Raw genomic sequence first — 25,643 nt, 5'->3', positions numbered from 1 at the left:
AATAACGATGGCGATGAAAAAGTTGCTCATAGCGTCGCTGCTGTTTAGCAGCGCCACCGTATACGGTGCTGAAGGGTTCGTAGTGAAAGATATTCATTTCGAAGGCCTTCAGCGTGTCGCCGTTGGTGCGGCCCTCCTCAGTATGCCGGTGCGCACAGGCGACACGGTTAATGATGAAGATATCAGTAATACCATTCGCGCTCTGTTTGCTACCGGCAACTTTGAGGATGTTCGCGTCCTTCGTGATGGTGATACCCTTCTGGTTCAGGTAAAAGAACGTCCGACCATTGCCAGCATTACTTTCTCCGGTAACAAATCGGTGAAAGATGACATGCTGAAGCAAAACCTCGAGGCTTCTGGCGTGCGTGTGGGCGAATCCCTCGATCGCACCACCATTGCCGATATCGAGAAAGGTCTGGAAGACTTCTACTACAGCGTCGGTAAATATAGCGCCAGCGTTAAAGCTGTCGTGACCCCGCTGCCGCGCAACCGTGTTGACCTAAAACTGGTGTTCCAGGAAGGTGTGTCAGCTGAAATCCAGCAAATTAACATTGTTGGTAACCATGCTTTCACCACCGACGAACTGATCTCTCATTTCCAACTGCGTGACGAAGTGCCGTGGTGGAACGTGGTAGGCGATCGTAAATACCAGAAACAGAAACTGGCAGGCGACCTTGAAACCCTGCGCAGTTACTATCTGGATCGCGGTTATGCCCGTTTCAACATCGACTCTACCCAGGTCAGTCTGACGCCAGATAAAAAAGGTATTTACGTCACGGTGAACATCACCGAAGGCGATCAGTACAAGCTTTCTGGCGTTGAAGTGAGCGGCAACCTTGCCGGGCACTCCGCTGAAATTGAGCAGCTGACTAAGATCGAGCCGGGCGAGCTGTATAACGGCACCAAAGTGACCAAAATGGAAGATGACATTAAAAAGCTTCTTGGTCGCTATGGTTATGCCTATCCGCGCGTACAGTCGATGCCTGAAATTAACGATGCCGACAAAACCGTTAAATTACGCGTGAACGTTGATGCGGGTAACCGTTTCTACGTGCGTAAGATCCGTTTTGAAGGTAACGATACCTCGAAAGATGCCGTCCTGCGTCGCGAAATGCGTCAGATGGAAGGTGCATGGCTGGGGAGCGATCTGGTCGATCAGGGTAAGGAGCGTCTGAATCGTCTGGGCTTCTTTGAAACTGTCGATACCGATACCCAACGTGTTCCGGGTAGCCCGGACCAGGTTGATGTAGTCTACAAGGTGAAAGAACGTAACACCGGTAGCTTCAACTTCGGGATTGGTTACGGTACTGAAAGTGGCGTGAGCTTCCAGGCTGGTGTGCAACAGGATAACTGGTTAGGTACGGGTTATGCTGTTGGTATCAACGGGACCAAAAACGATTACCAGACCTATGCTGAACTGTCGGTAACCAACCCGTACTTCACCGTAGATGGCGTAAGCCTCGGTGGTCGTCTCTTCTATAATGACTTCCAGGCAGATGACGCCGACCTGTCCGACTATACCAACAAGAGTTATGGTACAGACGTGACGTTGGGCTTCCCGATCAACGAATATAACTCGCTGCGTGCAGGTCTGGGTTATGTACATAACTCCCTGTCCAACATGCAGCCTCAGGTTGCGATGTGGCGTTATCTGTACTCTATGGGTGAACATCCGAGCACCTCTGATCAGGATAACAGCTTCAAAACGGACGACTTCACGTTCAACTATGGTTGGACCTATAACAAGCTTGACCGTGGTTACTTCCCGACAGATGGTTCACGTGTCAACCTGACCGGTAAAGTGACCATTCCTGGATCGGATAACGAATACTACAAAGTGACGTTAGACACGGCGACTTATGTGCCGATCGATGACGATCACAAATGGGTTGTTCTGGGTCGTACCCGCTGGGGTTATGGTGATGGTTTAGGCGGCAAAGAGATGCCGTTCTACGAGAACTTCTATGCCGGTGGTTCCAGCACCGTGCGTGGCTTCCAGTCCAATACCATTGGTCCGAAAGCAGTTTACTTCCCGCATCAGGCTAGTAATTATGATCCGGACTATGATTACGAATGTGCGACTCAGGACGGCGCGAAAGACCTGTGTAAATCGGATGATGCTGTAGGCGGTAACGCTATGGCGGTTGCCAGCCTCGAGTTCATCACCCCGACGCCGTTCATTAGCGACAAGTATGCTAACTCGGTTCGTACTTCCTTCTTCTGGGATATGGGTACCGTTTGGGATACAAACTGGGATTCCAGCCAATATTCTGGATATCCGGACTATAGTGATCCAAGCAATATCCGTATGTCTGCGGGTATCGCATTACAATGGATGTCCCCATTGGGGCCGTTGGTGTTCTCCTACGCCCAGCCGTTCAAAAAGTACGATGGAGACAAGGCAGAACAGTTCCAGTTTAACATCGGTAAAACCTGGTAAGTGTTCTCCACAAAGGAATGTAGTGGTAGTGTAGCGATGACTTTAGGCGATCAATATAAGATCGCCGGGCCACGCAAAGAACTGCACCCTCCGGTGCAAATGGGATGGTAAGGAGTTTATTGTGAAAAAGTGGTTATTAGCTGCAGGTCTCGGTTTAGCACTGGCAACTTCTGCTCAGGCGGCTGACAAAATTGCAATCGTCAATATGGGCAGCCTGTTCCAGCAGGTAGCGCAGAAAACCGGTGTTTCTAACACGCTGGAAAATGAGTTCAAAGGCCGTGCCAGCGAACTGCAGCGTATGGAAACCGATCTGCAGGCTAAAATGAAAAAGCTGCAGTCCATGAAAGCGGGCAGCGATCGCACTAAGCTGGAAAAAGACGTGATGGCTCAGCGCCAGACTTTTGCTCAGAAAGCGCAGGCTTTTGAGCAGGATCGCGCACGTCGTTCCAACGAAGAACGCGGCAAACTGGTTACTCGTATCCAGACTGCTGTGAAATCCGTTGCCAACAGCCAGGATATCGATCTGGTTGTTGATGCAAACGCCGTTGCTTACAACAGCAGCGATGTAAAAGACATCACTGCCGACGTACTGAAACAGGTTAAATAAGTAATGCCTTCAATTCGACTGGCTGATTTAGCGCAGCAGTTGGATGCAGAACTACACGGTGATGGCGATATCGTCATCACCGGCGTTGCGTCCATGCAATCTGCACAAACAGGTCACATCACGTTCATGGTTAACCCAAAATACCGTGAGCATTTAGGCTTGTGCCAGGCGTCCGCGGTTGTCATGACCCAGGACGATCTTCCTTTCGCGAAAAGTGCCGCGCTGGTAGTGAAGAATCCCTACCTGACTTACGCGCGCATGGCGCAAATTTTAGATACCACGCCGCAGCCCGCGCAGAACATTGCACCCAGTGCGGTGATCGACGCGACGGCGAAGCTGGGTAACAACGTATCGATTGGCGCTAACGCGGTGATTGAGTCCGGCGTTGAACTGGGCGATAACGTGATTATCGGTGCCGGTTGCTTCGTAGGTAAAAACAGCAGAATCGGTGCAGGTTCGCGTCTCTGGGCGAACGTAACCATTTACCATGAGATCCAGATCGGTCAGAATTGCCTGATCCAGTCCGGAACAGTGGTAGGTGCAGACGGCTTTGGTTATGCCAACGATCGTGGTAACTGGGTGAAGATCCCACAGATTGGTCGCGTAATTATTGGCGATCGCGTGGAGATCGGCGCATGTACTACCATCGATCGCGGCGCGCTGGATGACACTGTTATTGGCAATGGCGTGATCATTGATAACCAGTGCCAGATTGCACATAACGTCGTGATTGGCGACAATACGGCGGTTGCCGGTGGCGTCATTATGGCGGGCAGCCTGAAAATTGGTCGTTACTGCATGATCGGCGGAGCCAGCGTAATCAACGGGCATATGGAAATATGCGACAAAGTGACGGTTACGGGCATGGGTATGGTGATGCGTCCCATCACTGAACCAGGCGTCTATTCCTCAGGCATTCCGCTGCAACCCAACAAAGTCTGGCGCAAAACCGCTGCACTGGTGATGAACATTGATGACATGAGCAAGCGTCTGAAATCGCTTGAGCGCAAGGTTAATCAACAAGACTAACGTTCCATCTTTTGTTCGCCAAACTTTACGGCCTGTCTCATTCTTACGATTGCGGCAGGCCGTGTTATTATTGTCGTTTCTTATATTTTGACAGGAAGAGTATCTTGACTACTAACACTCATACTCTGCAGATTGAAGAGATTTTAGAACTTCTGCCGCACCGTTTCCCGTTCTTACTGGTGGATCGCGTGCTGGATTTTGAAGAAGGTCGTTTTCTGCGCGCAGTAAAAAATGTCTCTGTCAATGAGCCATTCTTCCAGGGCCATTTCCCTGGAAAACCGATTTTCCCGGGTGTGCTGATTCTGGAAGCAATGGCACAGGCAACAGGTATTCTGGCGTTTAAAAGCGTAGGAAAACTGGAACCGGGTGAGCTGTACTACTTCGCTGGTATTGACGAAGCGCGCTTCAAGCGCCCGGTCGTGCCTGGCGATCAAATGATCATGGAAGTCACTTTCGAAAAAACGCGCCGCGGCCTGACCCGTTTTAAAGGGGTTGCTCTGGTCGACGGTAAAGTAGTTTGCGAAGCAACGATGATGTGTGCTCGTAGCCGGGAGGCCTGATACGTGATTGATAAATCCGCCTTTGTGCATCCAACCGCCATTGTGGAAGAGGGCGCGTCGATTGGCGCTAACGCTCACATTGGTCCTTTTTGTATCGTTGGACCCCATGTCGAAATTGGTGAGGGTACCGTACTGAAATCTCACGTTGTCGTGAATGGTCATACTAAAATTGGCCGCGATAATGAGATTTATCAGTTCGCCTCCATCGGCGAAGTTAACCAGGATCTGAAATATGCTGGCGAACCGACCCGTGTGGAAATCGGCGATCGTAACCGCATTCGCGAAAGCGTCACCATTCATCGTGGCACAGTCCAGGGCGGTGGATTGACGAAGGTGGGCAGCGACAACTTACTGATGATCAACGCGCACATTGCGCACGATTGTACGGTAGGTAACCGCTGTATTCTCGCCAACAACGCAACGCTGGCGGGTCACGTATCGGTTGACGACTTCGCGATTATCGGCGGCATGACCGCAGTCCATCAGTTCTGCATCATTGGTGCGCATGTGATGGTTGGCGGCTGCTCCGGTGTGGCGCAGGACGTCCCTCCTTATGTCATTGCGCAGGGTAACCACGCAACGCCGTTCGGTGTCAATATCGAAGGGCTGAAGCGCCGCGGATTCAGCCGTGAGGCGATTACCGCTATCCGCAATGCGTATAAGCTGATTTATCGCAGCGGTAAAACGCTCGATGAAGTGAAACCGGAAATTGCTGAACTGGCGGAAACATATCCGGAAGTGAAAGCCTTTACCGATTTCTTTGCACGCTCAACGCGCGGTCTGATTCGTTAATGACTGAACAGCGTCCATTAACAATTGCCCTGGTCGCCGGAGAAACCTCCGGCGATATCCTGGGGGCCGGTTTAATCCGCGCTCTGAAAGAACGTGTGCCCAACGCCCGCTTTGTTGGTGTTGCCGGGCCACGAATGCAGGCTGAAGGCTGCGAAGCCTGGTACGAAATGGAAGAGCTGGCGGTGATGGGCATTGTTGAAGTGCTCGGGCGTCTGCGTCGCTTACTGCATATTCGTGCCGATCTGACAACGCGTTTTGGCGAACTGAAGCCAGATGTTTTTGTCGGTATTGATGCGCCTGACTTCAATATTACTCTTGAAGGTAACCTCAAAAAGCAGGGTATCAGAACCATTCATTACGTCAGTCCGTCCGTCTGGGCGTGGCGACAGAAACGCGTTTTCAAAATAGGCAGAGCCACCGATCTGGTGCTCGCATTTCTGCCTTTCGAAAAAGCGTTTTATGACAAATACAACGTACCGTGCCGCTTTATCGGTCATACCATGGCTGATGCCATGCCATTAGATCCAGATAAAAATGGTGCCCGTGATGTACTGGGGATCCCTCACGATGCCCACTGTCTGGCATTGTTGCCGGGCAGCCGTGGTGCAGAAGTCGAAATGCTTAGTGCCGATTTCCTGAAAACGGCCCAGCTTTTGCGCCAGACATATCCGGATCTCGAAATCGTGGTGCCGCTGGTGAATGCCAAACGCCGCGAGCAGTTTGAACGCATCAAAGCTGAAGTTGCGCCAGACCTGTCGGTTCATATGCTGGATGGGATGGGCCGTGAGGCGATGGTCGCCAGTGATGCGGCACTACTGGCGTCGGGGACGGCAGCCCTGGAGTGCATGCTGGCGAAATGCCCGATGGTGGTGGGGTATCGCATGAAGCCTTTCACTTTCTGGTTGGCGAAGCGTCTGGTGAAAACTGATTATGTCTCGCTGCCAAATCTGCTGGCGGGCAGAGAGTTAGTCAAAGAGTTATTGCAGGAAGAGTGTGAGCCGCAAAAACTGGCTGCGGCGCTGTTACCGCTGTTGGCGAACGGGAAAACCAGCCACGCGATGCACGATACCTTCCGTGAACTGCATCAGCAGATCCGCTGCAATGCCGATGAGCAGGCGGCACAAGCCGTTCTGGAGTTAGCACAATGATCGAATTTGTTTATCCGCACACGCAGCTGGTTGCGGGTGTGGATGAAGTCGGACGCGGGCCGTTAGTTGGCGCGGTCGTCACCGCTGCGGTGATCCTTGACCCGGCGCGCCCGATTGCCGGGCTGAATGATTCCAAAAAGCTGAGCGAAAAACGCCGTCTGGCGCTCTGCGAAGAGATCAAAGAGAAAGCGTTGAGCTGGAGTCTGGGCCGCGCGGAACCCCACGAAATCGACGAACTGAACATTCTTCATGCGACCATGCTGGCGATGCAGCGTGCCGTCGCTGGGCTGCATATTACGCCGGAATATGTGTTGATTGATGGTAACCGCTGCCCGAAATTACCGATGCCTTCGATGGCAGTGGTGAAAGGCGATAGCCGCGTACCGGAAATCAGTGCCGCGTCTATCCTGGCGAAAGTGACGCGTGACGCCGAAATGGCGGCGCTGGATATTGTTTTCCCGCAATATGGTTTTGCCCAACACAAAGGGTATCCAACCGCTTTTCATCTGGAAAAACTGGCTGAACACGGCGCGACCGAACACCATCGGCGCAGCTTTGGGCCTGTCAAACGCGCACTGGGACTTGCGTCCTGATTCTTGTGTCGAGATTAAGTAAACCGGAATCTGAAGATGTCTGAACCACGTTTCGTACACCTGCGGGTGCACAGCGACTACTCGATGATCGATGGCCTGGCCAAAACCGCACCGCTGGTAAAAAAGGCGGCGGCGTTGGGTATGCCAGCACTGGCGATCACCGATTTCACCAACCTTTGCGGTCTGGTGAAGTTCTACGGAGCGGGACATGGCGCAGGGATTAAGCCCATCGTCGGGGCGGATTTTAACGTCCAGTGCGACCTGCTGGGTGATGAGTTAACCCACCTGACGGTGCTGGCGGCGAACAATACCGGCTATCAGAATCTGACGTTGCTGATCTCAAAAGCGTATCAGCGCGGGTACGGTGCCGCCGGGCCGATCATCGATCGCGACTGGCTTATCGAATTAAATGAAGGTTTGATCCTTCTTTCCGGCGGGCGCATGGGCGACGTCGGGCGCAGTCTTTTGCGTGGTAACAGCGCGCTGGTAGATGAGTGTGTCGCGTTTTATGAAGAACACTTCCCGGATCGCTATTTTCTCGAGCTGATCCGCACCGGAAGGCCGGACGAAGAAAGCTATCTGCACGCTGCGGTGGAACTGGCGGAAGCGCGCGGTTTGCCCGTCGTGGCGACCAACGACGTGCGCTTTATCGACAGCAGCGACTTTGACGCACACGAAATCCGCGTCGCGATCCACGACGGCTTTACCCTAGATGATCCTAAACGCCCGCGTAACTATTCGCCGCAGCAATATATGCGTAGCGAAGAGGAGATGTGCGAGCTGTTTGCCGACATCCCCGAAGCCCTTGCCAACACCGTTGAGATCGCCAAACGCTGTAACGTAACTGTGCGTCTTGGTGAATACTTCCTGCCGCAGTTCCCGACCGGGGACATGAGCACCGAAGATTATCTGGTCAAGCGTGCAAAAGAAGGCCTGGAAGAGCGTCTGGCCTTTTTATTCCCTGATGAGGAAGAACGTCTTAAGCGCCGCCCGGAATATGACGAACGTCTGGAGACTGAACTTCAGGTTATCAACCAGATGGGCTTCCCGGGCTACTTCCTCATCGTTATGGAATTTATCCAGTGGTCGAAAGATAACGGCGTACCGGTAGGGCCAGGCCGTGGCTCCGGTGCGGGTTCACTGGTGGCCTACGCGCTGAAAATCACCGACCTTGATCCGCTGGAATTTGACCTGCTGTTCGAACGTTTCCTTAACCCGGAACGTGTCTCCATGCCTGACTTTGACGTTGACTTCTGTATGGAGAAACGCGATCAGGTTATCGAACACGTGGCGGACATGTACGGTCGTGATGCGGTATCGCAGATCATCACCTTCGGTACGATGGCGGCGAAAGCGGTGATCCGCGACGTAGGTCGCGTGCTGGGGCATCCGTACGGCTTTGTCGATCGTATCTCGAAACTGATCCCGCCCGATCCGGGGATGACGCTGGCGAAAGCGTTTGAAGCCGAGCCGCAGCTGCCGGAAATCTACGAAGCGGATGAAGAAGTTAAGGCGCTGATCGACATGGCGCGCAAACTGGAAGGGGTCACCCGTAACGCCGGTAAGCACGCCGGTGGGGTGGTTATCGCACCGACCAAAATTACCGATTTTGCGCCGCTTTACTGCGATGAAGAGGGCAAACATCCGGTCACCCAGTTTGATAAAAGCGACGTTGAATACGCCGGACTGGTGAAGTTCGACTTCCTTGGTTTGCGTACGCTCACCATCATCAACTGGGCGCTGGAGATGATCAACAAGCGGCGGGCGAAGAATGGCGAGCCGCCGCTGGATATCGCCGCGATCCCGCTGGATGATAAGAAAAGCTTCGACATGCTGCAACGCTCGGAAACCACGGCGGTATTCCAGCTTGAATCGCGCGGTATGAAAGACCTGATCAAGCGTCTGCAACCTGACTGCTTCGAAGATATGATCGCACTGGTGGCACTGTTCCGCCCTGGTCCGTTGCAGTCAGGGATGGTGGATAACTTTATCGACCGTAAACATGGTCGCGAAGAGATCTCCTATCCGGACGTACAGTGGCAGCATGAAAGCCTGAAACCGGTACTGGAGCCAACCTACGGCATCATCCTGTATCAGGAACAGGTCATGCAGATTGCGCAGGTGCTTTCTGGTTATACCCTCGGTGGCGCGGATATGCTGCGTCGTGCGATGGGTAAGAAAAAGCCGGAAGAGATGGCTAAGCAGCGTTCTGTATTTGCTGAAGGTGCAGAAAAGAACGGAATCAATGCCGAACTGGCGATGAAAATCTTCGACCTGGTGGAGAAATTCGCTGGTTACGGATTTAACAAATCGCACTCTGCGGCCTATGCTTTGGTGTCATATCAAACGTTATGGCTGAAAGCGCACTATCCGGCGGAGTTTATGGCGGCGGTAATGACCGCCGATATGGACAACACCGAGAAGGTGGTGGGCTTGGTGGATGAGTGCTGGCGGATGGGGCTGAAAATCCTGCCGCCGGATATAAACTCCGGTCTTTACCATTTCCACGTCAACGACGACGGCGAAATCGTGTATGGTATTGGCGCGATCAAAGGGGTCGGTGAAGGTCCGATTGAGGCCATCATCGAAGCCCGCAATAAAGGCGGCTACTTCCGCGAACTGTTTGATCTCTGCGCCCGAACCGACACCAAAAAGTTAAACCGGCGGGTGCTGGAAAAACTGATCATGTCCGGGGCGTTTGACCGTCTTGGGCCACACCGCGCGGCGCTGATGAACTCGCTGGGCGATGCGTTAAAAGCGGCAGATCAACACGCGAAAGCGGAAGCTATCGGTCAGGCCGATATGTTCGGCGTGCTGGCCGAAGAGCCGGAACAAATTGAACAATCCTACGCCAGCTGCCAACCGTGGCCGGAGCAGGTGGTGTTAGATGGGGAACGTGAAACGTTAGGTCTGTACCTGACGGGACACCCTATCAACCAGTATTTAAAAGAGATTGAGCGTTATGTCGGAGGCGTAAGGCTGAAAGACATGCACCCGACAGAACGTGGTAAAGTCATCACGGCTGCGGGGCTCGTTGTTGCCGCGCGGGTTATGGTCACCAAGCGCGGCAATCGTATCGGTATCTGCACGCTGGATGACCGTTCCGGGCGGCTGGAAGTGATGTTGTTTACTGACGCCCTGGATAAATACCAGCAATTGCTGGAAAAAGACCGCATACTTATCGTCAGCGGACAGGTCAGCTTTGATGACTTCAGCGGTGGGCTTAAAATGACCGCTCGCGAAGTGATGGATATTGACGAAGCCCGGGAAAAATATGCTCGCGGGCTTGCTATCTCGCTGACGGACAGGCAAATTGATGACCAGCTTTTAAACCGACTCCGTCAGTCTCTGGAACCCCACCGCTCTGGGACAATTCCAGTACATCTCTACTATCAGAGGGCGGATGCACGCGCGCGGTTGCGTTTTGGCGCGACGTGGCGTGTCTCTCCGAGCGATCGTTTATTAAACGATCTCCGTGGCCTCATTGGTTCGGAGCAGGTGGAACTGGAGTTTGACTAATACAGGAATACTATGAGTCTGAATTTCCTTGATTTTGAACAGCCGATTGCAGAGCTGGAAGCGAAAATCGATTCTCTGACTGCGGTTAGCCGTCAGGATGAGAAACTGGATATTAACATCGATGAAGAAGTGCATCGTCTGCGTGAAAAAAGCGTAGAACTGACGCGTAAAATCTTCGCCGATCTCGGTGCATGGCAGATTGCGCAACTGGCACGCCATCCACAGCGTCCTTATACCCTGGATTACGTTCGCCTGGCATTTGATGAATTTGACGAACTGGCTGGCGACCGCGCGTATGCAGACGATAAAGCTATCGTCGGTGGTATCGCCCGTCTCGATGGTCGTCCGGTGATGATCATTGGTCATCAAAAAGGTCGTGAAACCAAAGAAAAAATTCGCCGTAACTTTGGTATGCCAGCGCCAGAAGGTTACCGCAAAGCACTGCGTCTGATGCAAATGGCTGAACGCTTTAAGATGCCAATCATCACCTTTATCGACACCCCGGGGGCTTATCCGGGCGTGGGCGCAGAAGAGCGCGGTCAGTCTGAAGCCATTGCACGCAACCTGCGTGAAATGTCTCGCCTTAGCGTACCGACTATTTGTACCGTTATCGGTGAAGGTGGTTCTGGCGGCGCGCTGGCGATTGGCGTGGGCGATAAAGTGAATATGCTGCAATACAGCACCTATTCCGTTATCTCGCCGGAAGGTTGTGCGTCCATTCTGTGGAAGAGCGCCGACAAAGCGCCGCTGGCGGCTGAAGCGATGGGTATCATCGCTCCGCGTCTGAAAGAGCTGAAACTGATCGACTCCATCATCCCGGAACCGCTGGGCGGCGCTCATCGTAACCCGGAAGCGATGGCTGCATCGTTGAAAGCGCAACTGCTGGCGGATCTGGCCGATCTCGACGTGTTAAGCACTGAAGATTTAAAAAATCGTCGTTATCAGCGCCTGATGAGCTACGGTTACGCATAATTCGCAAAAGTTCTGAAAAAGGGTCACTTCGGTGGCCCTTTTTTATCGCCACGGTTTGAGCAGGCTATGATTAAGGAAGGATTTTCCAGGAGGAACACATGAACATCATTGCCATTATGGGACCGCATGGCGTCTTTTATAAAGATGAGCCCATCAAAGAACTGGAGTCGGCGCTGGTGGCGCAAGGCTTTCAGATTATCTGGCCACAAAACAGCGTTGATTTGCTGAAATTTATCGAACATAACCCTCGAATTTGCGGCGTGATTTTTGACTGGGATGAGTACAGTCTCGATTTATGTAGCGATATCAATCAGCTTAATGAATATCTCCCGCTTTATGCCTTCATCAACACCCACTCGACGATGGATGTCAGCGTGCAGGATATGCGGATGGCGCTCTGGTTTTTTGAATATGCGCTGGGGCAGGCGGAAGATATCGCCATTCGTATGCGTCAGTACACCAACGAATATCTTGATAACATTACACCGCCGTTCACGAAAGCCTTGTTTACCTACGTCAAAGAGCGGAAGTACACCTTTTGTACGCCGGGTCATATGGGCGGCACCGCATATCAAAAAAGCCCGGTTGGCTGTCTGTTTTATGATTTTTTCGGCGGGAATACTCTTAAGGCTGATGTCTCTATTTCGGTTACCGAGCTTGGTTCGTTGCTCGACCACACCGGGCCACACCTGGAAGCAGAAGAGTACATCGCGCGGACTTTTGACGCGGAACAGAGTTATATCGTTACCAACGGAACATCGACGTCGAACAAAATTGTGGGTATGTACGCCGCGCCGTCCGGCAGTACGCTGTTAATTGACCGCAATTGTCATAAATCGCTGGCGCATCTGTTGATGATGAACGATGTAGTGCCAGTCTGGCTGAAACCGACGCGTAATGCGTTGGGGATTCTTGGTGGGATCCCGCGCCGTGAATTTTCTCGCGACAGTATCGAAGAGAAAGTCGCTGCCACCACGCAAGCACAATGGCCGGTTCATGCGGTGATCACCAACTCAACCTATGATGGCTTGCTCTACAACACCGACTGGATCAAACAGACGCTGGATGTCCCTTCGATCCACTTCGATTCCGCCTGGGTGCCGTACACCCATTTTCATCCGATCTACCAGGGTAAAAGTGGTATGAGCGGCGAGCGCGTTGCGGGAAAAGTGATCTTCGAAACGCAATCGACCCACAAAATGCTGGCGGCGTTATCGCAGGCTTCGCTGATCCACATTAAAGGTGAGTATGACGAAGAGGCGTTTAACGAAGCCTTTATGATGCATACCACCACCTCGCCCAGTTATCCCATTGTTGCTTCGGTTGAGACGGCGGCGGCGATGCTGCGTGGTAATCCAGGCAAACGGCTGATTAACCGTTCAGTAGAACGAGCTCTGCATTTTCGCAAAGAGGTCCAGCGGCTGCGGGAAGAGTCTGACGGCTGGTTTTTTGATATCTGGCAACCGCCGCAGGTGGATGAAGCCGAATGCTGGCCCGTTGCGCCAGGCGAACGGTGGCACGGCTTTAACGATGCGGATGCCGATCATATGTTTCTCGATCCGGTTAAAGTCACTATTTTGACACCGGGGATGGACGAGCAGGGCAATATGAGCGAGGAGGGGATCCCGGCGGCGCTGGTGGCAAAATTCCTCGACGAACGTGGGATCGTAGTAGAGAAAACCGGCCCGTATAACCTGCTGTTTCTTTTTAGTATTGGCATCGATAAAACCAAGGTAATGGGATTATTGCGTGGGTTGACGGAATTCAAACGCTCTTACGATCTCAACCTGCGGATCAAAAATATGCTACCCGATCTCTATGCAGAAGATCCCGATTTCTACCGCAATATGCGTATTCAGGATCTGGCGCAAGGGATCCATAAGCTGATTCGTAAACACGATCTTCCCGGTTTGATGTTGCGGGCATTCGATACCTTGCCGGAGATGATCATGACGCCACATCAGGCATGGCAGAGGCAGATTAAAGGCGAAGTAGAAACCATTGCGCTAGAACAACTGGTTGGTAGGGTGTCGGCAAATATGATCCTGCCTTATCCACCGGGCGTACCGCTGCTGATGCCAGGAGAAATGCTGACCAAAGAGAGCCGCACAGTACTCGATTTTCTGCTGATGCTTTGTTCCGTAGGGCAACATTACCCCGGTTTTGAAACGGATATTCACGGCGCGAAACAGGACGAAGACGGCGTTTACCGCGTACGAGTCCTAAAAATGGCGGGATAACTTGCCAGAGCGGCTTCCGGGCGAGTAACGTGCTGTTAACAAATAAAGGAGACGTTATGCTGGGTTTAAAACAGGTTCACCATATTGCGATTATTGCGACGGATTATGCGGTGAGCAAAGCTTTCTACTGCGATATTCTTGGTTTCACGCTGCAAAGCGAAGTCTATCGCGAAGCGCGCGACTCGTGGAAAGGGGATTTGGCGCTTAATGGGCAATATGTGATTGAGCTTTTCTCATTTCCGTTCCCGCCGGAGCGCCCCAGCCGACCGGAAGCTTGCGGCCTGCGTCATCTGGCTTTTAGCGTTGATGATATCGATGCGGCAGTGGCGCACCTTGAAAGCCATAACGTGAAGTGTGAAGCCATCCGTGTCGATCCATACACGCAAAAACGCTTCACGTTCTTTAACGATCCGGACGGGCTGCCGTTGGAACTGTATGAGCAGTAAGGCTTGTCATCGCCGCATTTGCCCGGTAACGTGCCGGGCATTGCTACTGTAAAATCGCACCATCATGACACTCACGCTCAATAGACAACTTCTCACCTCACGCCAGATTCTGGTGGCCTTTAGCGGCGGGCTTGACTCTACCGTTCTGCTGCATCAGTTGGTGCAGTGGCGGGCGGAAAATCCGGGCGTCACTCTGCGCGCTATCCATGTGCATCACGGTTTAAGTGCCAATGCCGACGCCTGGGTTAGGCATTGCGAGAACATCTGCCAACAATGGCAGGTGCCGCTGGTGGTCGAGCGCGTGCAACTTGCGCAAGAGGGGCTAGGTATTGAGGCCCAGGCGCGGCAGGCACGTTATCAGGCATTTGCCCGCACCTTGTTGCCCGGTGAAGTGCTGGTTACAGCGCAACATCTCGACGATCAATGTGAAACCTTTCTGCTGGCGCTAAAACGCGGTAGCGGCCCTGCCGGGCTTTCGGCTATGGCGGAAGTTTCGGAGTTTGCCGGAACACGGCTTATCCGCCCGTTGCTTGCCCGCACGCGGGGGGAACTGGAGCAGTGGGCGTTGGCGCATGGTTTACGCTGGATTGAAGACGAAAGTAATCAGGATGATAGCTACGATCGTAACTTCCTGCGCCTGCGCGTGGTGCCGTTATTGCAGCAGCGTTGGCCGCATTTTGCCGAAGCAACGGCCCGCAGCGCTGCGCTTTGCGCTGAACAAGAGAGCCTGTTAGATGAACTGCTGGCGGATGATATAGCGCACTGTCAAACGTCGCAGGGGACGCTGCAGATTGCGCCAATGCTGGCGATGAGTGATGCCCGCCGCGCGGCGATTATCCGCCGCTGGCTGGCAGGGAAGAATGCACCGATGCCTTCCCGCGACGCGTTGGTGAGGATCTGGCAGGAAGTGGCGCTGGCGCGGGAAGATGCTTCCCCCTGTTTACGCCTGGGCGCGTTTGAAATCCGCCGCTATCAGTCGCAACTGTGGTGGATTAAATCCGTTGCCGGGCAAAGCGAAACCATTGTGCCGTGGCAGACGTGGCTACAACCGCTGGAATTACCGGCGGGGCTGGGAAGTGTACAGCTTACTGCGGGAGGCGATATTCGCCCTCCTCGTGCAGACGAAGCGGTCAGCGTGCGTTTCAAAGCGCCAGGATTGCTGCATATTATCGGGCGCAACGGCGGACGTAAGCTGAAGAAAATCTGGCAGGAGCTGGGCGTGCCGCCGTGGCTACGTGACACCACGCCACTGCTGTTTTATGGCGAAACGTTGATTGCGGCGGCAGGGGTATTTATGACGCAAGAAGGTGTGGCTGAAGGTGAGAATGGCGTAAGTTTTATCTGGAATAGAACGCTTAGTTAAGTGAAAGCCGGATAAGACGCTTCAAACGTCGCATCCGGCGAAAGTCAATCAGGACTCGCTCACCACCACCGTACCGATTTCCGGGTGGCTAAAGCTGGTAATTTTATCCAGACGCAGCTCGCGGGTTGCACCAGCGGCCTCGACGACCAGATACTCCACATTTTTGCGGGAGACTAAATCGCTGGCCTTCGCCTGCAATTTTTCGCCATCTTTCAGCTCAAGTGTCAGCATTAAATGATGCTGGCAGGCGAGCTCAAGATTATCGTAATCATCACAATTGATTGGTTGATACGTATCATTCATTGACATAATCGCTCACCAGTAAGTTTGCCGCAGCGTATGCTGCTTTTTCCCTGACAGCCTCAGAAAGGGCGTCGTCGGCAGCCATTTCATTCAGCACTTTCAAAACGCAGCCCAGCGCGTCCGGAACGTATCCTAAGTCTCCGCTGGCGATTTCCGCGTACCGCTTGCGTATTAACTCACAATATTTTTCCACATGCCCTCCTGTCAGCACTCTGACTTAACCGTGGATGCAAGTCTAAGCCTACGAAGATAAACTCTGTTTCGCAAGGTGACTATACCACACTCATTTCTGCAATATCAGCGCCGCAACTGCACGTATTCCGTTACAATGGCCTCCTGATTCGAAAGGAGTTTTCTTATGGCGCTTAAAGCGACAATTTATAAAGCGACGGTTAATGTGGCCGATGTCGACCGCAACCAGTTTCTCGATGCCTCTCTGACGCTGGCGCGCCACCCTTCAGAAACCCAGGAGCGCATGATGCTGCGCCTGCTGGCGTGGCTGAAATATGCTGATGAACGTCTGCAATTTACCCGTGGTTTGTGTGCCGATGATGAGCCGGAAGCGTGGCTGCGTAACGATCATTTGGGCATTGATTTGTGGATCGAGCTGGGGCTGCCGGATGAGCGACGGATTAAGAAAGCCTGCACCCAGGCCGCAGAAGTGGCGCTGTTTGCCTATAATAGTCGGGCGGCGCAAATCTGGTGGCAGCAAAATCAGAGCAAATGCGCGCAGTTTTCCAATCTTTCCATCTGGTATCTGGACGATGAACAACTGGCGAAAGTAAGCGCCTTTGCCGATCGTACCATGACGCTGCAGGCAACGATTCAGGATGGCGTGATCTGGTTATCGGATGATAAGAATAATCTGGAAGTGAACTTAACCGCTTGGCAACAACCTTCATGATTGTGATTTCCCGACATGTTGCTATCCCCGATGGTGAGCTTGAGATCACCGCCATTCGTGCGCAGGGCGCGGGCGGGCAGCATGTTAATAAGACCTCAACGGCTATTCATCTGCGTTTTGACATTCGGGCGTCCAGCCTGCCAGAGTATTACAAAGAACGTCTGCTCGCCGCCAGCCATCACTTGATCAGCAGTGATGGGGTGATTGTCATTAAGGCACAGGAATACCGCAGTCAGGAACTGAACCGCGAAGCGGCTCTGGCCCGGCTGGTGGCAGTGATTAAAGATTTAACAACAGAACAAAAAGCCCGACGACCCACGCGGCCCACCCGCGCATCAAAAGAGCGCAGGCTGGCATCGAAAGCACAAAAATCAAGCGTGAAGGCGATGCGCGGCAAAGTGCGCAGCGGTCGGGAATAAAAAGAAGGAATGGATGGTGAAAAAAGCGATAGTGACAGCGATGGCTGTAATCAGCCTCTTTACTCTGATGGGATGTAATAATCGGGCCGAAGTCGATACGCTTTCTCCGGCACAGGCTGCCGAACTGAAACCGATGCCGCAAAGTTGGCGCGGCGTGCTGCCGTGTGCTGATTGCGAAGGAATCGAAACCTCTCTGTTCCTCGAAAAAGACGGAACCTGGGTGATGAATGAGCGCTATCTTGGTGCGCGTGAAGAGCCTTCCTCTTTCGCTTCCTACGGTACATGGGCGCGAACCGCTGACAAGCTGGTATTAACCGACAGCAAAGGTGAAAAGTCATATTATCGGGCGAAAGGAGATGCGCTGGAGATGCTCGATCGTGAAGGTAATCCGATTGAATCGCAGTTCAACTATACGCTGGAACCGGCACAATCCAGTTTACCCATGACGCCGATGACTCTGCGGGGCATGTATTTTTATATGGCTGATGCGGCGACCTTCACTGATTGCGCGACCGGAAAACGTTTTATGGTAGCGAATAATGCAGAGCTGGAGCGTAGCTACCTGGCTGCGCGCGGTAACAGTGAAAAACCGATGTTACTGTCAGTAGAAGGTCACTTTACGCTTGAGGCTAATCCGGATACCGGTGCGCCAACCAAAGTATTAGCGCCCGATACGGCAGGTAAATTTTACCCGAACCAGGATTGCAGTAGTTTGGGGCAGTAATTGAAAGCCGGAGCATTCTCCGGCTTTCATCACTGAGTCAGTCCAACAAAGCGACCCGCCTTGATATAAATCCCTGGCTTCAGGTGCCCAACATACTGTAACTGCGTTTCTGGTTTAAACGCAGAGATATCGCCAGTACGCATATGCATCAGATCGGCAGGGCTAATCCAGCCTGATTGCGCCAGCGTAAGCGGATGCCCGGCTTTGGCAAATGCATCAGTGACAAATTCCGAACAAAACCACGATTTTTTGTCTCCTTCGCCCACACCGCTTAACTGCGCTTTCGCCAGGCCGCTGACGCACTGTTGGCGAAAATCCTCGGAGAACGGATTCAGTGAGCACATCTGGCGAGTCACCATAAAGGGAATAAATTCGACAATGCCGCGATAGTTGTAACCGCTATCTTTAATTTTGTTGGCGAACGCGGTGATTTCTGTGGCTTGTTGCGGGGTAAGATCCGGTACTCGTAAGACGAAAAGCTTATCACTATGCTTCATGGCTTTTTTAAGGGAAACAATCTGGACGCCAGCACCTGTCGCTTCTGCAACGTTATTATCACCCAGATAGATTGCAACGTGACTCACAGAGGAAGTGCTGAAGACGCGGATTCCAAATGAGGTTACCCCAAGGCTTGAGGAGAACAGCAAATCGCCGGGTTTGAGATCAGGTTCCGTTATTTCTTTTATTGATTGTTCGGTGAAAGAGCTTTGATGCTGGAATTTGACTGCCCATGTTTTCGCCCCGGCATCTACCGCTGTGGCTGATGAGTCTGGCTGGCTGATATCTACGGTACAGGCCGAAAGGAAAAGAAAGCTGGGGAGAAGCAGGCGGCAATGCGCCTTTGGTTTATCCATTTTATACAATCCATGTAAAAAAGGGCCCTGAAATTCAGGACCCTTTCTGGCATCAGCCTTTAATCTGTTTCACCAGATAATCGACGATGTCACCTGTCTTAATTAACTGTTTCTCGCCGTTACGACGATATTTGTATTCGATATCGTCGTTGTCGAGGTTACGGTCGCCCAGCACAATAGTGTGCGGAATACCGATCAGTTCCATATCAGCAAACATCACGCCCGGACGCTCTTTGCGGTCATCCAGCAGCACTTCGATACCTTGTGCACGCAGTTCGCTGTACAGTTTCTCGGCCAGTTCCTGTACGCGGAAGGATTTGTGCATGTTCATCGGCAGAATCGCCACCTGGAACGGCGCGATAGCGTCAGGCCATACGATGCCGCGTTCGTCGTAGTTCTGCTCAATCGCCGCAGCTACTACACGCGTTACCCCGATACCGTAGCAACCCATCGTCAGGATTTGGTTACGACCATCTTCACCCTGTACGGAGGCTTTCAGTGCTTCGGAGTACTTGGTACCCAGCTGGAAGATGTGACCAACTTCGATACCACGTTTGATCAGCAGTGTACCCTGGCCATCCGGGCTTGGATCGCCCGCCACCACGTTACGGATATCAGCAATTTCTGGGGTAGCGACATCGCGATCCCAGTTGATGCCGAAGTAGTGTTTACCATCGATGTTAGCACCAGCAGCGAAATCACTCATCGCTGCAACGGTACGGTCAATCACCACCGGAATCGGCATGTTTACCGGACCCAGTGAACCCGGACCGGCTTTAACCACGGCACGAATTTCTTCTTCAGTCGCAAAAGTCAGCGGGCTTGCAACCTGCGGCAGTTTTTCTGCTTTAACTTCGTTCAGCTCGTGGTCACCACGCACCAGCAGCGCAACTAGCGGGAAGCTACTGCCTTCAACCGCTTTAACCAGCAGAGTTTTCACCGTTTTCTCAATCGGCAGATTGAACTGTTCAACCAGTTCCGCGATGGTTTTCGCGTTCGGCGTATCAACCAGCGTCATTTCCTGGGTAGCAGCAGCGCGCGGTTCTTTCGGCGCGATAGCTTCTGCCAGTTCAATGTTCGCTGCATAGTCAGAGGTGTCGGAGAAGACCACATCGTCTTCACCGCTCTGCGCCAGCACCTGGAATTCGTGAGAGGCGCTACCGCCGATAGAACCGGTGTCGGCCTGTACGGCGCGGAAATCCAGCCCCATGCGGCTGAAGATTTTGCTGTAGGCCGCATACATTGCATCGTAGGTTTCCTGCAGGGATTCCTGAGAAGTATGGAAAGAGTAAGCATCTTTCATCAGGAATTCGCGGGAACGCATGACGCCGAAACGCGGACGCACTTCGTCGCGGAACTTGGTCTGGATCTGATAGAAGTTCAGCGGCAGCTGTTTGTAAGAGCTCAGCTCGTTACGAATCAGGTCTGTAATAACTTCTTCATGAGTTGGGCCGAGTACGAACGGACGCTCGCCACGGTCAACAAAACGCAGCAGTTCCGGACCGTACTGTTCCCAACGACCACTCTCTTGCCACAAATCGGCTGGCTGAACCACCGGCATCGACACCTCGATCGCACCGGCGTTGTTCATCTCTTCACGCACGATGTTTTCGACTTTTTTCAGAACGCGCACGCCGGTCGGCAGCCAGGTATATAACCCGGAGGCCAGCTTGCGGATCATCCCGGCGCGCAGCATCAGCTGATGGCTGATCACCTCGGCGTCGGCAGGTGTCTCCTTGAGAGTGGAGAGCAGGTATTGGCTAGTACGCATGTTGTTACGGTTCCAGTTGGAAGGTAGAACAGGCTCAAGGCGAGCCTGGGACAAAAAAAGTGATTTAGTTTACCAGTGCAAAAGAAATGTCAAAAGAGAAGGGAGCGAATTTAACGCAGTTCCAGCGCAAAGACTTCAAAACCTGCGTCGGTGACGCGCCAGCGAACGTTAAAATCATGCAGCCAGACGGCATAGGTTTTGCCCGTTTCCTCACCTTTACGATAGGCCGGGCGCGGGTCCTGCGCCAGTACTTCGCGGATAAACAGCGTTAACTGCGGATAACGCTTCTCTAGCGTCAAAAGCTGCTTTTCGACCTCTGCGGTAAAGCTCACCGCCATCTCTGCCGCTGGCGCACTTTGCGCATAGCTGGCACTGGCATCGGGAAGCGATTCGGCAAAGGGGAGATACGGTTTGATATCCACCACCGGCGTCCCATCTACCAGATCCAGACTGCCGAGCTTCAGAATCACGCTGTCTTTATAGCAAACAACCTCTTTCAGCTCTACCAGCGACATACCAATCGGGTTAGGGCGGAAAGTGGAGCGCGTAGCGAAAACACCCATTCTGGCATTACCGCCGAGGCGCGGTGGACGCACAGTCGGACGCCAGCCGCCTTCCATCGTTTGATGAAAGACGAAAAGGATCCATAAATGGCTGAACGCTTCCAGGCCGCGAACGGCGTCGGCCTGGTTGTAGGGAGCAATGAGATGCAGTTCGCCGTTGGCGCTTTTTACCAGACCTGGCTGGCGCGGAACGGCGAATTTTTCTTTATAGGGCGAGCGAATAATGCCTATTTGCTCGAACTGGAAACTGCTCATTTCGCCGTAATGTTAAGCGCAGAACCGATACATACAGCCTGACGATAGCAGCCTGGCGTACCGCTGGTGACTTCGCAGCTATGCAGTAATACCGCATTGGCCTTCATTTTCGAGGCGTTAATTTGCATCCGCTTGCGTGCGGTTGGAATGCTCGGCGGAGAGTCCTGATTGGAGGCCTGGCAAGAATCGCCACTGACTTCACCGAGATCGCGGAACGGTTTGCCGACTAATTCTTCTGCATTGGTATAAATTCGGACCGGCGTGGCGCGCGGCGCTTTCGGTTTTGCAGGCTCCGCTTTCGGCTGGGGTGCAGTGCTTTGAACGGGTTCGACAGGGGATCTGCTTAACATGGAACAGCCGCTTAGCATGAGTGCTACTAAACAGATCGGTAAAGCACGCATAGTATTTCCTCAATGTATGATCAAAACGTCAATATTGAATCAGGAGCTTGTAAAAATGACAAGACGGGCAAGCGCCCGTCCTGAATGATATTACAAATTGTGGAAACAGCCTAAAAATTACCAGCCTTTAACAGCGCCGCCGTTAAACACTTTGTTTGCTGCTTCGTAAACTTCGTCAGACTGATAAGCCTGGACGAATTTCTTCACGTTCTCGGCGTCTTTGTTATCTTCACGCGTCACGATCAGGTTTACATACGGGGAGTCTTTATCTTCGACAAAGATACCGTCTTTCGCCGGAGTCAGGCCAATCTGGCTGGCATAGGTGGTGTTAATAACTGCCAGAGCGATTTGCGCGTCGTCCAGAGAGCGCGGCAGCTGCGGTGCTTCCAGCTCAACAATTTTCAGATTTTTTGGGTTCTCAACAACATCAAGAACGGTCGGCAGCAGGCCAACACCATCTTTCAGTTTGATCAAGCCCACTTTTTGCAGCAGCAGCAGAGAACGGCCAAGGTTAGTTGGGTCGTTTGGCACGGCAACCTGCGAACCATCCTGCAGTTCATCCAGTGATTTGATTTTCTTGGAGTAACCAGCAATCGGATAAACAAAAGTGTTGCCTACTGCGACCAGTTTGTAGCCACGATCTTTCAGTTGCTGATCAAGGTACGGTTTATGCTGGAAGGCGTTGGCGTCGATATCGCCTTTGCTCAATGCCTCGTTTGGCAGAACATAGTCGTTGAAGGTTACCAGCTCAACGTCCAGACCATATTTGTCTTTCGCAACTTTCTGCGCGACTTCTGCAACCTGCTGTTCGGCACCAACAATCACGCCGACTTTAATGTGGTTTGGATCTTTTTCATCCTGACCGCAGCCTACCAGTGCCAGTGATCCAATCAGGGCTCCCACTGCCGCAAAGGTTTTGAATTTGAACGCCATACCTTATTCCTTCTTCAATTATTTATGTTGTGTTGAACGTTACTTGCGAGTGACAGCCCGGACGATGCGGTCGCCTGCGAACTGAATTAAATAAACCAGAATGACCAGCAATACCAGTACCGTATTCATCACCGTCGCGTTGTAGCCGATGTAGCCATACTGATAGCCAATCTGACCTAAACCACCGGCACCGACTGCACCACCCATCGCGGAATAACCGACCAGGGTAATCAGGGTGATAGTTGCCGCATTCACCAGACCCGGCAACGCTTCCGGTAACAGCACTTTACGGACGATCTGCATTGGCGTGGCACCCATTGCGCGGGAAGCTTCAATTAACCCGGTTGGGATCTCCAGCAGAGCGTTCTCGACCATACGGGCAATAAACGGTGCTGCACCAACGGTTAACGGAACAATCGCTGCCTGCAAACCAATCGATGTACCGACAATAACTCGGGTAAACGGAATCATCCATACCAGCAAGATAATGAACGGGATAGAACGGAAAATGTTCACAATCGCAGAAACGGTACGATACAGCTTCGCGTTAGCAATAATTTGCCCCGGACGCGTGACATAAAGCAGGACGCCAACCGGCAGACCAATCACAAACCCAAAAAATCCGGATACGAAGGTCATTGCCAGCGTTTCCCATACGCCACGAACCAGCAGCCACATCATCGGCTCAGACATAACCCAGTACCTCTACTTTTACATGGTGTTCCTGCAGCCAGGCAATGGCGGCTTGCGTATCTTGTTGTGTGCCGTGCATTTCAGTCAGCATGATGCCGAACTTAACGCCACCGGCGTAATCCATCTGCGCGCTAATAATGTTGTTGTTGACGTTGAAACGACGCGCGGTTTCAGAAAGCAGTGGGGCATCGACCGATTGACCGGTAAACTCCAGACGCAGCATCGGCACGCAGTCAGTGAATGGCTCCGCTTGCAGACGTTCCTGGTAATCTTCCGGGATATCCAGATGCAGGGTCGACTGAATAAACTTCTGCGCCAGCGGCGTTTTCGGATGCGAGAACACTTCACTTACCGTGTCCTGCTCGATCAGTTCGCCATTGCTGATGACCGCCACGCAATCACAAATGCGCTTCACAACGTCCATTTCGTGGGTGATCAACAGAATCGTCAAACCCAGACGGCGGTTGATGTCTTTCAGCAGTTCGAGAATAGAACGTGTCGTTGCCGGATCCAGCGCGCTGGTGGCCTCATCACACAGCAATACTTTGGGATTGCTGGCTAACGCACGGGCAATCGCCACACGCTGTTTCTGCCCACCGGAAAGATTCGACGGGTAGCTATCATGCTTATCGCCAAGACCAACCAATGACAGCAATTCCGTCACGCGACGTTTGATCTCATCTTTCGGTGTGTTGTCCAGCTCCAGCGGCAGAGCCACGTTGCCAAAAACAGTACGCGAAGAGAGCAGGTTAAAATGCTGGAAAATCATACCAATCTGGCGGCGAGCTTTGGTCAGCTCGGATTCTGACAGCGTGGTCAGTTCCTGGCCATCGACCAGCACGCTACCCTCGGTTGGGCGCTCCAGCAGGTTTACACAACGTATAAGCGTACTCTTACCCGCGCCAGAGGCACCGATAACGCCATAAATTTGTCCAGCTGGCACATGCAGGCTGACGTTGTTCAACGCCTGGATGGTGCGGGTGCCCTGGTGGAACACTTTGGTGATATTCGAAAGTTTTATCATTGATTATTTATTATCGTCATTAAGTTAGTCGTGGCATTTCGAATGCCTGGAACGGGCAACGCCGTCAATGAAATGGATGTTAAGGCATCCAGACGTCTAAATCAATCAGGTTTATGCGAAGAGCACTTTCTTGCTGGTCGAAACATGCGATACTAGCGTCACATGCCTTATTAAGGAGCTATAAAAGGTGGCGAAGAGCGTACCCGCAATTTTTCTTGACCGTGATGGCACCATTAATGTCGATCACGGCTATGTCCATGAGATCGACAACTTTGAATTTATCGACGGTGTTATTGACGCCATGCGCGAGCTAAAAAAAATGGGCTTTGCGCTGGTGGTAGTCACCAACCAGTCTGGCATTGCTCGCGGTAAATTTACTGAAGCACAGTTTGAAACGCTGACCGAGTGGATGGACTGGTCGCTGGCGGACCGAGATGTCGATCTGGATGGTATCTATTATTGCCCGCATCATCCGCAGGGTAGTGTTGAAGAGTTTCGCCAGGTCTGCGACTGCCGCAAACCACATCCGGGGATGCTTTTGTCAGCACGCGATTATTTGCATATTGATATGGCCGCTTCTTATATGGTGGGCGATAAATTAGAAGATATGCAGGCAGCAGCTGCGGCGAACGTGGGAACAAAAGTGCTGGTGCGTACGGGTAAACCTGTTACGCCTGAAGCAGAAAACGCGGCGGATTGGGTGTTAAATAGCCTGGCAGACCTGCCGCAAGCGATAAAAAAGCAGCAAAAACCGGCGTAATGATTAAAAGATGAGCGGTTGAAATAAAAATGCATTTTTCCGCTTGTCTTCCTGAGCCGACTCCCTATAATGCGCCTCCATCGACACGGCAGATGTGAATCACTTCACACAAACAGCCGGTTCGGTTGAAGAGAAAAATCCTGAAATTCAGGGTTGACTCTGAAAGAGGAAAGCGTAATATACGCCACCTCGCGACAGTGAGCTGAAAGCCGCGTCGCAACTGCTCTTTAACAATTTATCAGACAATCTGTGTGGGCACTCGAAGATACGGATTCTTAACGTCGCAAGACGATAAATGAATACCAAGTCTCAAGAGTGAACACGTAATTC

The 25,643-nt window shown here is 52.4% G+C and carries 25 protein-coding genes; 16 read left to right on the top strand and 9 right to left on the bottom strand.

All coding sequences use genetic code 11. The features are described from left to right. Positions 1-7: 7 nt before the first annotated feature. The 12 genes from bamA (at position 8) to tilS (ending at position 15,709) form a co-directional block, all read left to right on the top strand. Positions 8-2,440 (top strand): outer membrane protein assembly factor BamA, encoded by a 2,433-nt coding sequence (gene bamA / locus ACJHX3_RS21365; protein ID WP_001240896.1) that lies wholly within the window; start codon positions 8-10, stop codon positions 2,438-2,440. Between the two features lie 121 nt (positions 2,441-2,561). After that, positions 2,562-3,047 carry a molecular chaperone Skp gene (gene skp, locus ACJHX3_RS21360; RefSeq protein WP_000758956.1) on the top strand — a complete coding sequence of 162 codons (486 nt, stop codon included), beginning with the start codon at positions 2,562-2,564 and terminating at the stop codon, positions 3,045-3,047. A 3-nt stretch (positions 3,048-3,050) separates the two neighbouring features. Next, a complete protein-coding gene (gene lpxD, locus ACJHX3_RS21355) occupies positions 3,051-4,076 on the top strand; it encodes a UDP-3-O-(3-hydroxymyristoyl)glucosamine N-acyltransferase (protein ID WP_001139287.1) in 1,026 nt (341 codons plus the stop codon). Between the two features lie 104 nt (positions 4,077-4,180). Continuing rightward, the gene (gene fabZ / locus ACJHX3_RS21350) at positions 4,181-4,636 is read left to right on the top strand and encodes a 3-hydroxyacyl-ACP dehydratase FabZ (protein WP_000210739.1); all 456 of its coding nucleotides are present in this window, start codon (positions 4,181-4,183) and stop codon (positions 4,634-4,636) included. 3 nt (positions 4,637-4,639) lie between these two features. Next, complete coding sequence (gene lpxA, locus ACJHX3_RS21345) at positions 4,640-5,428, top strand: acyl-ACP--UDP-N-acetylglucosamine O-acyltransferase (protein WP_000565966.1); 789 nt, start codon at positions 4,640-4,642, stop codon at positions 5,426-5,428. Further along, positions 5,428-6,576, top strand: a complete 1,149-nt coding sequence (gene lpxB / locus ACJHX3_RS21340) for a lipid-A-disaccharide synthase (RefSeq protein WP_410236204.1) — start codon at positions 5,428-5,430, stop codon at positions 6,574-6,576. The genes lpxA and lpxB overlap by 1 nt, the downstream gene beginning before the upstream one ends. After that, positions 6,573-7,169 carry a ribonuclease HII gene (gene rnhB / locus ACJHX3_RS21335; RefSeq protein WP_000569428.1) on the top strand — a complete coding sequence of 199 codons (597 nt, stop codon included), beginning with the start codon at positions 6,573-6,575 and terminating at the stop codon, positions 7,167-7,169. The genes lpxB and rnhB overlap by 4 nt, the downstream gene beginning before the upstream one ends. 36 nt (positions 7,170-7,205) lie before the next feature. Continuing rightward, a complete protein-coding gene (gene dnaE, locus ACJHX3_RS21330; RefSeq protein ID WP_001294757.1) occupies positions 7,206-10,688 on the top strand; it encodes a DNA polymerase III subunit alpha in 3,483 nt (1,160 codons plus the stop codon). A 12-nt stretch (positions 10,689-10,700) separates the two neighbouring features. Then, positions 10,701-11,660 (top strand): acetyl-CoA carboxylase carboxyl transferase subunit alpha, encoded by a 960-nt coding sequence (gene accA, locus ACJHX3_RS21325; protein WP_000055746.1) that lies wholly within the window; start codon positions 10,701-10,703, stop codon positions 11,658-11,660. Positions 11,661-11,758: 98 nt separating this feature from the next. After that, positions 11,759-13,900: a lysine decarboxylase LdcC gene (gene ldcC, locus ACJHX3_RS21320; RefSeq protein WP_001020990.1), complete on the top strand. Its 2,142-nt coding sequence runs from the start codon at positions 11,759-11,761 to the stop codon at positions 13,898-13,900. Positions 13,901-13,956: 56 nt separating this feature from the next. Continuing rightward, positions 13,957-14,346 (top strand): VOC family protein, encoded by a 390-nt coding sequence (locus ACJHX3_RS21315; RefSeq protein WP_000901098.1) that lies wholly within the window; start codon positions 13,957-13,959, stop codon positions 14,344-14,346. 64 nt (positions 14,347-14,410) lie between these two features. Next, positions 14,411-15,709 (top strand): tRNA lysidine(34) synthetase TilS, encoded by a 1,299-nt coding sequence (gene tilS / locus ACJHX3_RS21310; RefSeq protein WP_000176528.1) that lies wholly within the window; start codon positions 14,411-14,413, stop codon positions 15,707-15,709. Between the two features lie 48 nt (positions 15,710-15,757). Here the strand turns inward: tilS and rof are convergent, their stop codons facing one another. Further along, the gene (gene rof / locus ACJHX3_RS21305; protein WP_000062311.1) at positions 15,758-16,018 is read right to left on the bottom strand and encodes a Rho-binding antiterminator; all 261 of its coding nucleotides are present in this window, start codon (positions 16,016-16,018) and stop codon (positions 15,758-15,760) included. Beyond that, a complete protein-coding gene (locus ACJHX3_RS21300; RefSeq protein ID WP_000417058.1) occupies positions 16,005-16,205 on the bottom strand; it encodes a YaeP family protein in 201 nt (66 codons plus the stop codon). Before ACJHX3_RS21300 ends, rof begins: the two co-directional genes overlap by 14 nt. 165 nt (positions 16,206-16,370) lie before the next feature. Here ACJHX3_RS21300 and ACJHX3_RS21295 point away from each other — a divergent pair, with 165 nt between their 5' ends. From ACJHX3_RS21295 to nlpE, 3 genes are read left to right on the top strand one after another with little or no spacing between them, the layout of a single operon-like run. Next, positions 16,371-16,916 (top strand): YaeQ family protein, encoded by a 546-nt coding sequence (locus ACJHX3_RS21295; protein ID WP_001185309.1) that lies wholly within the window; start codon positions 16,371-16,373, stop codon positions 16,914-16,916. Beyond that, positions 16,913-17,335 (top strand): alternative ribosome rescue aminoacyl-tRNA hydrolase ArfB, encoded by a 423-nt coding sequence (gene arfB, locus ACJHX3_RS21290; protein WP_000635545.1) that lies wholly within the window; start codon positions 16,913-16,915, stop codon positions 17,333-17,335. The genes ACJHX3_RS21295 and arfB overlap by 4 nt, the downstream gene beginning before the upstream one ends. A gap of 13 nt (positions 17,336-17,348) precedes the next feature. Then, the gene (nlpE, locus tag ACJHX3_RS21285; RefSeq protein WP_000239194.1) at positions 17,349-18,059 is read left to right on the top strand and encodes an envelope stress response activation lipoprotein NlpE; all 711 of its coding nucleotides are present in this window, start codon (positions 17,349-17,351) and stop codon (positions 18,057-18,059) included. 29 nt (positions 18,060-18,088) lie between these two features. Here nlpE and ACJHX3_RS21280 read toward each other — a convergent pair whose 3' ends face one another. The 7 genes from ACJHX3_RS21280 to metN form a co-directional block, all read right to left on the bottom strand. Continuing rightward, on the bottom strand, positions 18,089-18,913 hold the full coding sequence (locus ACJHX3_RS21280; RefSeq protein ID WP_001469015.1) for a YaeF family permuted papain-like enzyme: 825 nt from the start codon (positions 18,911-18,913) through the stop codon (positions 18,089-18,091). A 52-nt stretch (positions 18,914-18,965) separates the two neighbouring features. After that, positions 18,966-20,684: a proline--tRNA ligase gene (gene proS, locus ACJHX3_RS21275; protein WP_001260707.1), complete on the bottom strand. Its 1,719-nt coding sequence runs from the start codon at positions 20,682-20,684 to the stop codon at positions 18,966-18,968. A 110-nt stretch (positions 20,685-20,794) separates the two neighbouring features. Then, a complete protein-coding gene (gene tsaA, locus ACJHX3_RS21270; RefSeq protein ID WP_000093980.1) occupies positions 20,795-21,502 on the bottom strand; it encodes a tRNA (N6-threonylcarbamoyladenosine(37)-N6)-methyltransferase TrmO in 708 nt (235 codons plus the stop codon). Beyond that, a complete protein-coding gene (gene rcsF, locus ACJHX3_RS21265; RefSeq protein ID WP_001202329.1) occupies positions 21,499-21,903 on the bottom strand; it encodes an Rcs stress response system protein RcsF in 405 nt (134 codons plus the stop codon). The genes tsaA and rcsF overlap by 4 nt, the downstream gene beginning before the upstream one ends. 117 nt (positions 21,904-22,020) lie before the next feature. Beyond that, positions 22,021-22,836, bottom strand: a complete 816-nt coding sequence (metQ, locus tag ACJHX3_RS21260) for a methionine ABC transporter substrate-binding lipoprotein MetQ (protein ID WP_000874224.1) — start codon at positions 22,834-22,836, stop codon at positions 22,021-22,023. Between the two features lie 39 nt (positions 22,837-22,875). Further along, entirely contained in the window at positions 22,876-23,529 is a 654-nt protein-coding gene (locus ACJHX3_RS21255) for a methionine ABC transporter permease MetI (RefSeq protein ID WP_001294600.1), read from the bottom strand. Next, the gene (gene metN, locus ACJHX3_RS21250) at positions 23,522-24,553 is read right to left on the bottom strand and encodes a methionine ABC transporter ATP-binding protein MetN (RefSeq protein WP_000593994.1); all 1,032 of its coding nucleotides are present in this window, start codon (positions 24,551-24,553) and stop codon (positions 23,522-23,524) included. The genes ACJHX3_RS21255 and metN overlap by 8 nt, the downstream gene beginning before the upstream one ends. Before the next feature lie 187 nt (positions 24,554-24,740). Between metN and gmhB the strand changes: the two genes are divergently transcribed. Beyond that, on the top strand, positions 24,741-25,313 hold the full coding sequence (gene gmhB / locus ACJHX3_RS21245; protein WP_001140178.1) for a D-glycero-beta-D-manno-heptose 1,7-bisphosphate 7-phosphatase: 573 nt from the start codon (positions 24,741-24,743) through the stop codon (positions 25,311-25,313). The last annotated feature ends 330 nt before the right edge of the window (positions 25,314-25,643 follow it).

The sequence above is a fragment of the Escherichia sp. WS1265 genome (assembly GCF_046487585.1).
Lineage (GTDB): Bacteria > Pseudomonadota > Gammaproteobacteria > Enterobacterales > Enterobacteriaceae > Escherichia > Escherichia coli.
The sequence above is the reverse complement of the archived record's forward strand: the minus strand, read 5'-3'. Positions and strand labels throughout refer to the sequence as shown.

Bases quoted from the DNA above. Each gene is read 5' to 3' on its own strand.
- bamA (WP_001240896.1), top strand. From the start codon at position 8: ATGGCGATGAAAAAGTTGCTCATAGCGTCGCTGCTGTTTAGCAGCGCC.
- lpxD (WP_001139287.1), top strand. From the start codon at position 3,051: ATGCCTTCAATTCGACTGGCTGATTTAGCGCAGCAGTTGGATGCAGAA.
- lpxB (WP_410236204.1), top strand. From the start codon at position 5,428: ATGACTGAACAGCGTCCATTAACAATTGCCCTGGTCGCCGGAGAAACC.
- rnhB (WP_000569428.1), top strand. From the start codon at position 6,573: ATGATCGAATTTGTTTATCCGCACACGCAGCTGGTTGCGGGTGTGGAT.
- dnaE (WP_001294757.1), top strand. From the start codon at position 7,206: ATGTCTGAACCACGTTTCGTACACCTGCGGGTGCACAGCGACTACTCG.
- accA (WP_000055746.1), top strand. From the start codon at position 10,701: ATGAGTCTGAATTTCCTTGATTTTGAACAGCCGATTGCAGAGCTGGAA.
- ldcC (WP_001020990.1), top strand. From the start codon at position 11,759: ATGAACATCATTGCCATTATGGGACCGCATGGCGTCTTTTATAAAGAT.
- ACJHX3_RS21315 (WP_000901098.1), top strand. From the start codon at position 13,957: ATGCTGGGTTTAAAACAGGTTCACCATATTGCGATTATTGCGACGGAT.
- tilS (WP_000176528.1), top strand. From the start codon at position 14,411: ATGACACTCACGCTCAATAGACAACTTCTCACCTCACGCCAGATTCTG.
- rof (WP_000062311.1), bottom strand. From the start codon at position 16,018: ATGTCAATGAATGATACGTATCAACCAATCAATTGTGATGATTACGAT.
- ACJHX3_RS21295 (WP_001185309.1), top strand. From the start codon at position 16,371: ATGGCGCTTAAAGCGACAATTTATAAAGCGACGGTTAATGTGGCCGAT.
- arfB (WP_000635545.1), top strand. From the start codon at position 16,913: ATGATTGTGATTTCCCGACATGTTGCTATCCCCGATGGTGAGCTTGAG.
- nlpE (WP_000239194.1), top strand. From the start codon at position 17,349: ATGGTGAAAAAAGCGATAGTGACAGCGATGGCTGTAATCAGCCTCTTT.
- ACJHX3_RS21280 (WP_001469015.1), bottom strand. From the start codon at position 18,913: ATGGATAAACCAAAGGCGCATTGCCGCCTGCTTCTCCCCAGCTTTCTT.
- proS (WP_001260707.1), bottom strand. From the start codon at position 20,684: ATGCGTACTAGCCAATACCTGCTCTCCACTCTCAAGGAGACACCTGCC.
- tsaA (WP_000093980.1), bottom strand. From the start codon at position 21,502: ATGAGCAGTTTCCAGTTCGAGCAAATAGGCATTATTCGCTCGCCCTAT.
- rcsF (WP_001202329.1), bottom strand. From the start codon at position 21,903: ATGCGTGCTTTACCGATCTGTTTAGTAGCACTCATGCTAAGCGGCTGT.
- metQ (WP_000874224.1), bottom strand. From the start codon at position 22,836: ATGGCGTTCAAATTCAAAACCTTTGCGGCAGTGGGAGCCCTGATTGGA.
- ACJHX3_RS21255 (WP_001294600.1), bottom strand. From the start codon at position 23,529: ATGTCTGAGCCGATGATGTGGCTGCTGGTTCGTGGCGTATGGGAAACG.
- metN (WP_000593994.1), bottom strand. From the start codon at position 24,553: ATGATAAAACTTTCGAATATCACCAAAGTGTTCCACCAGGGCACCCGC.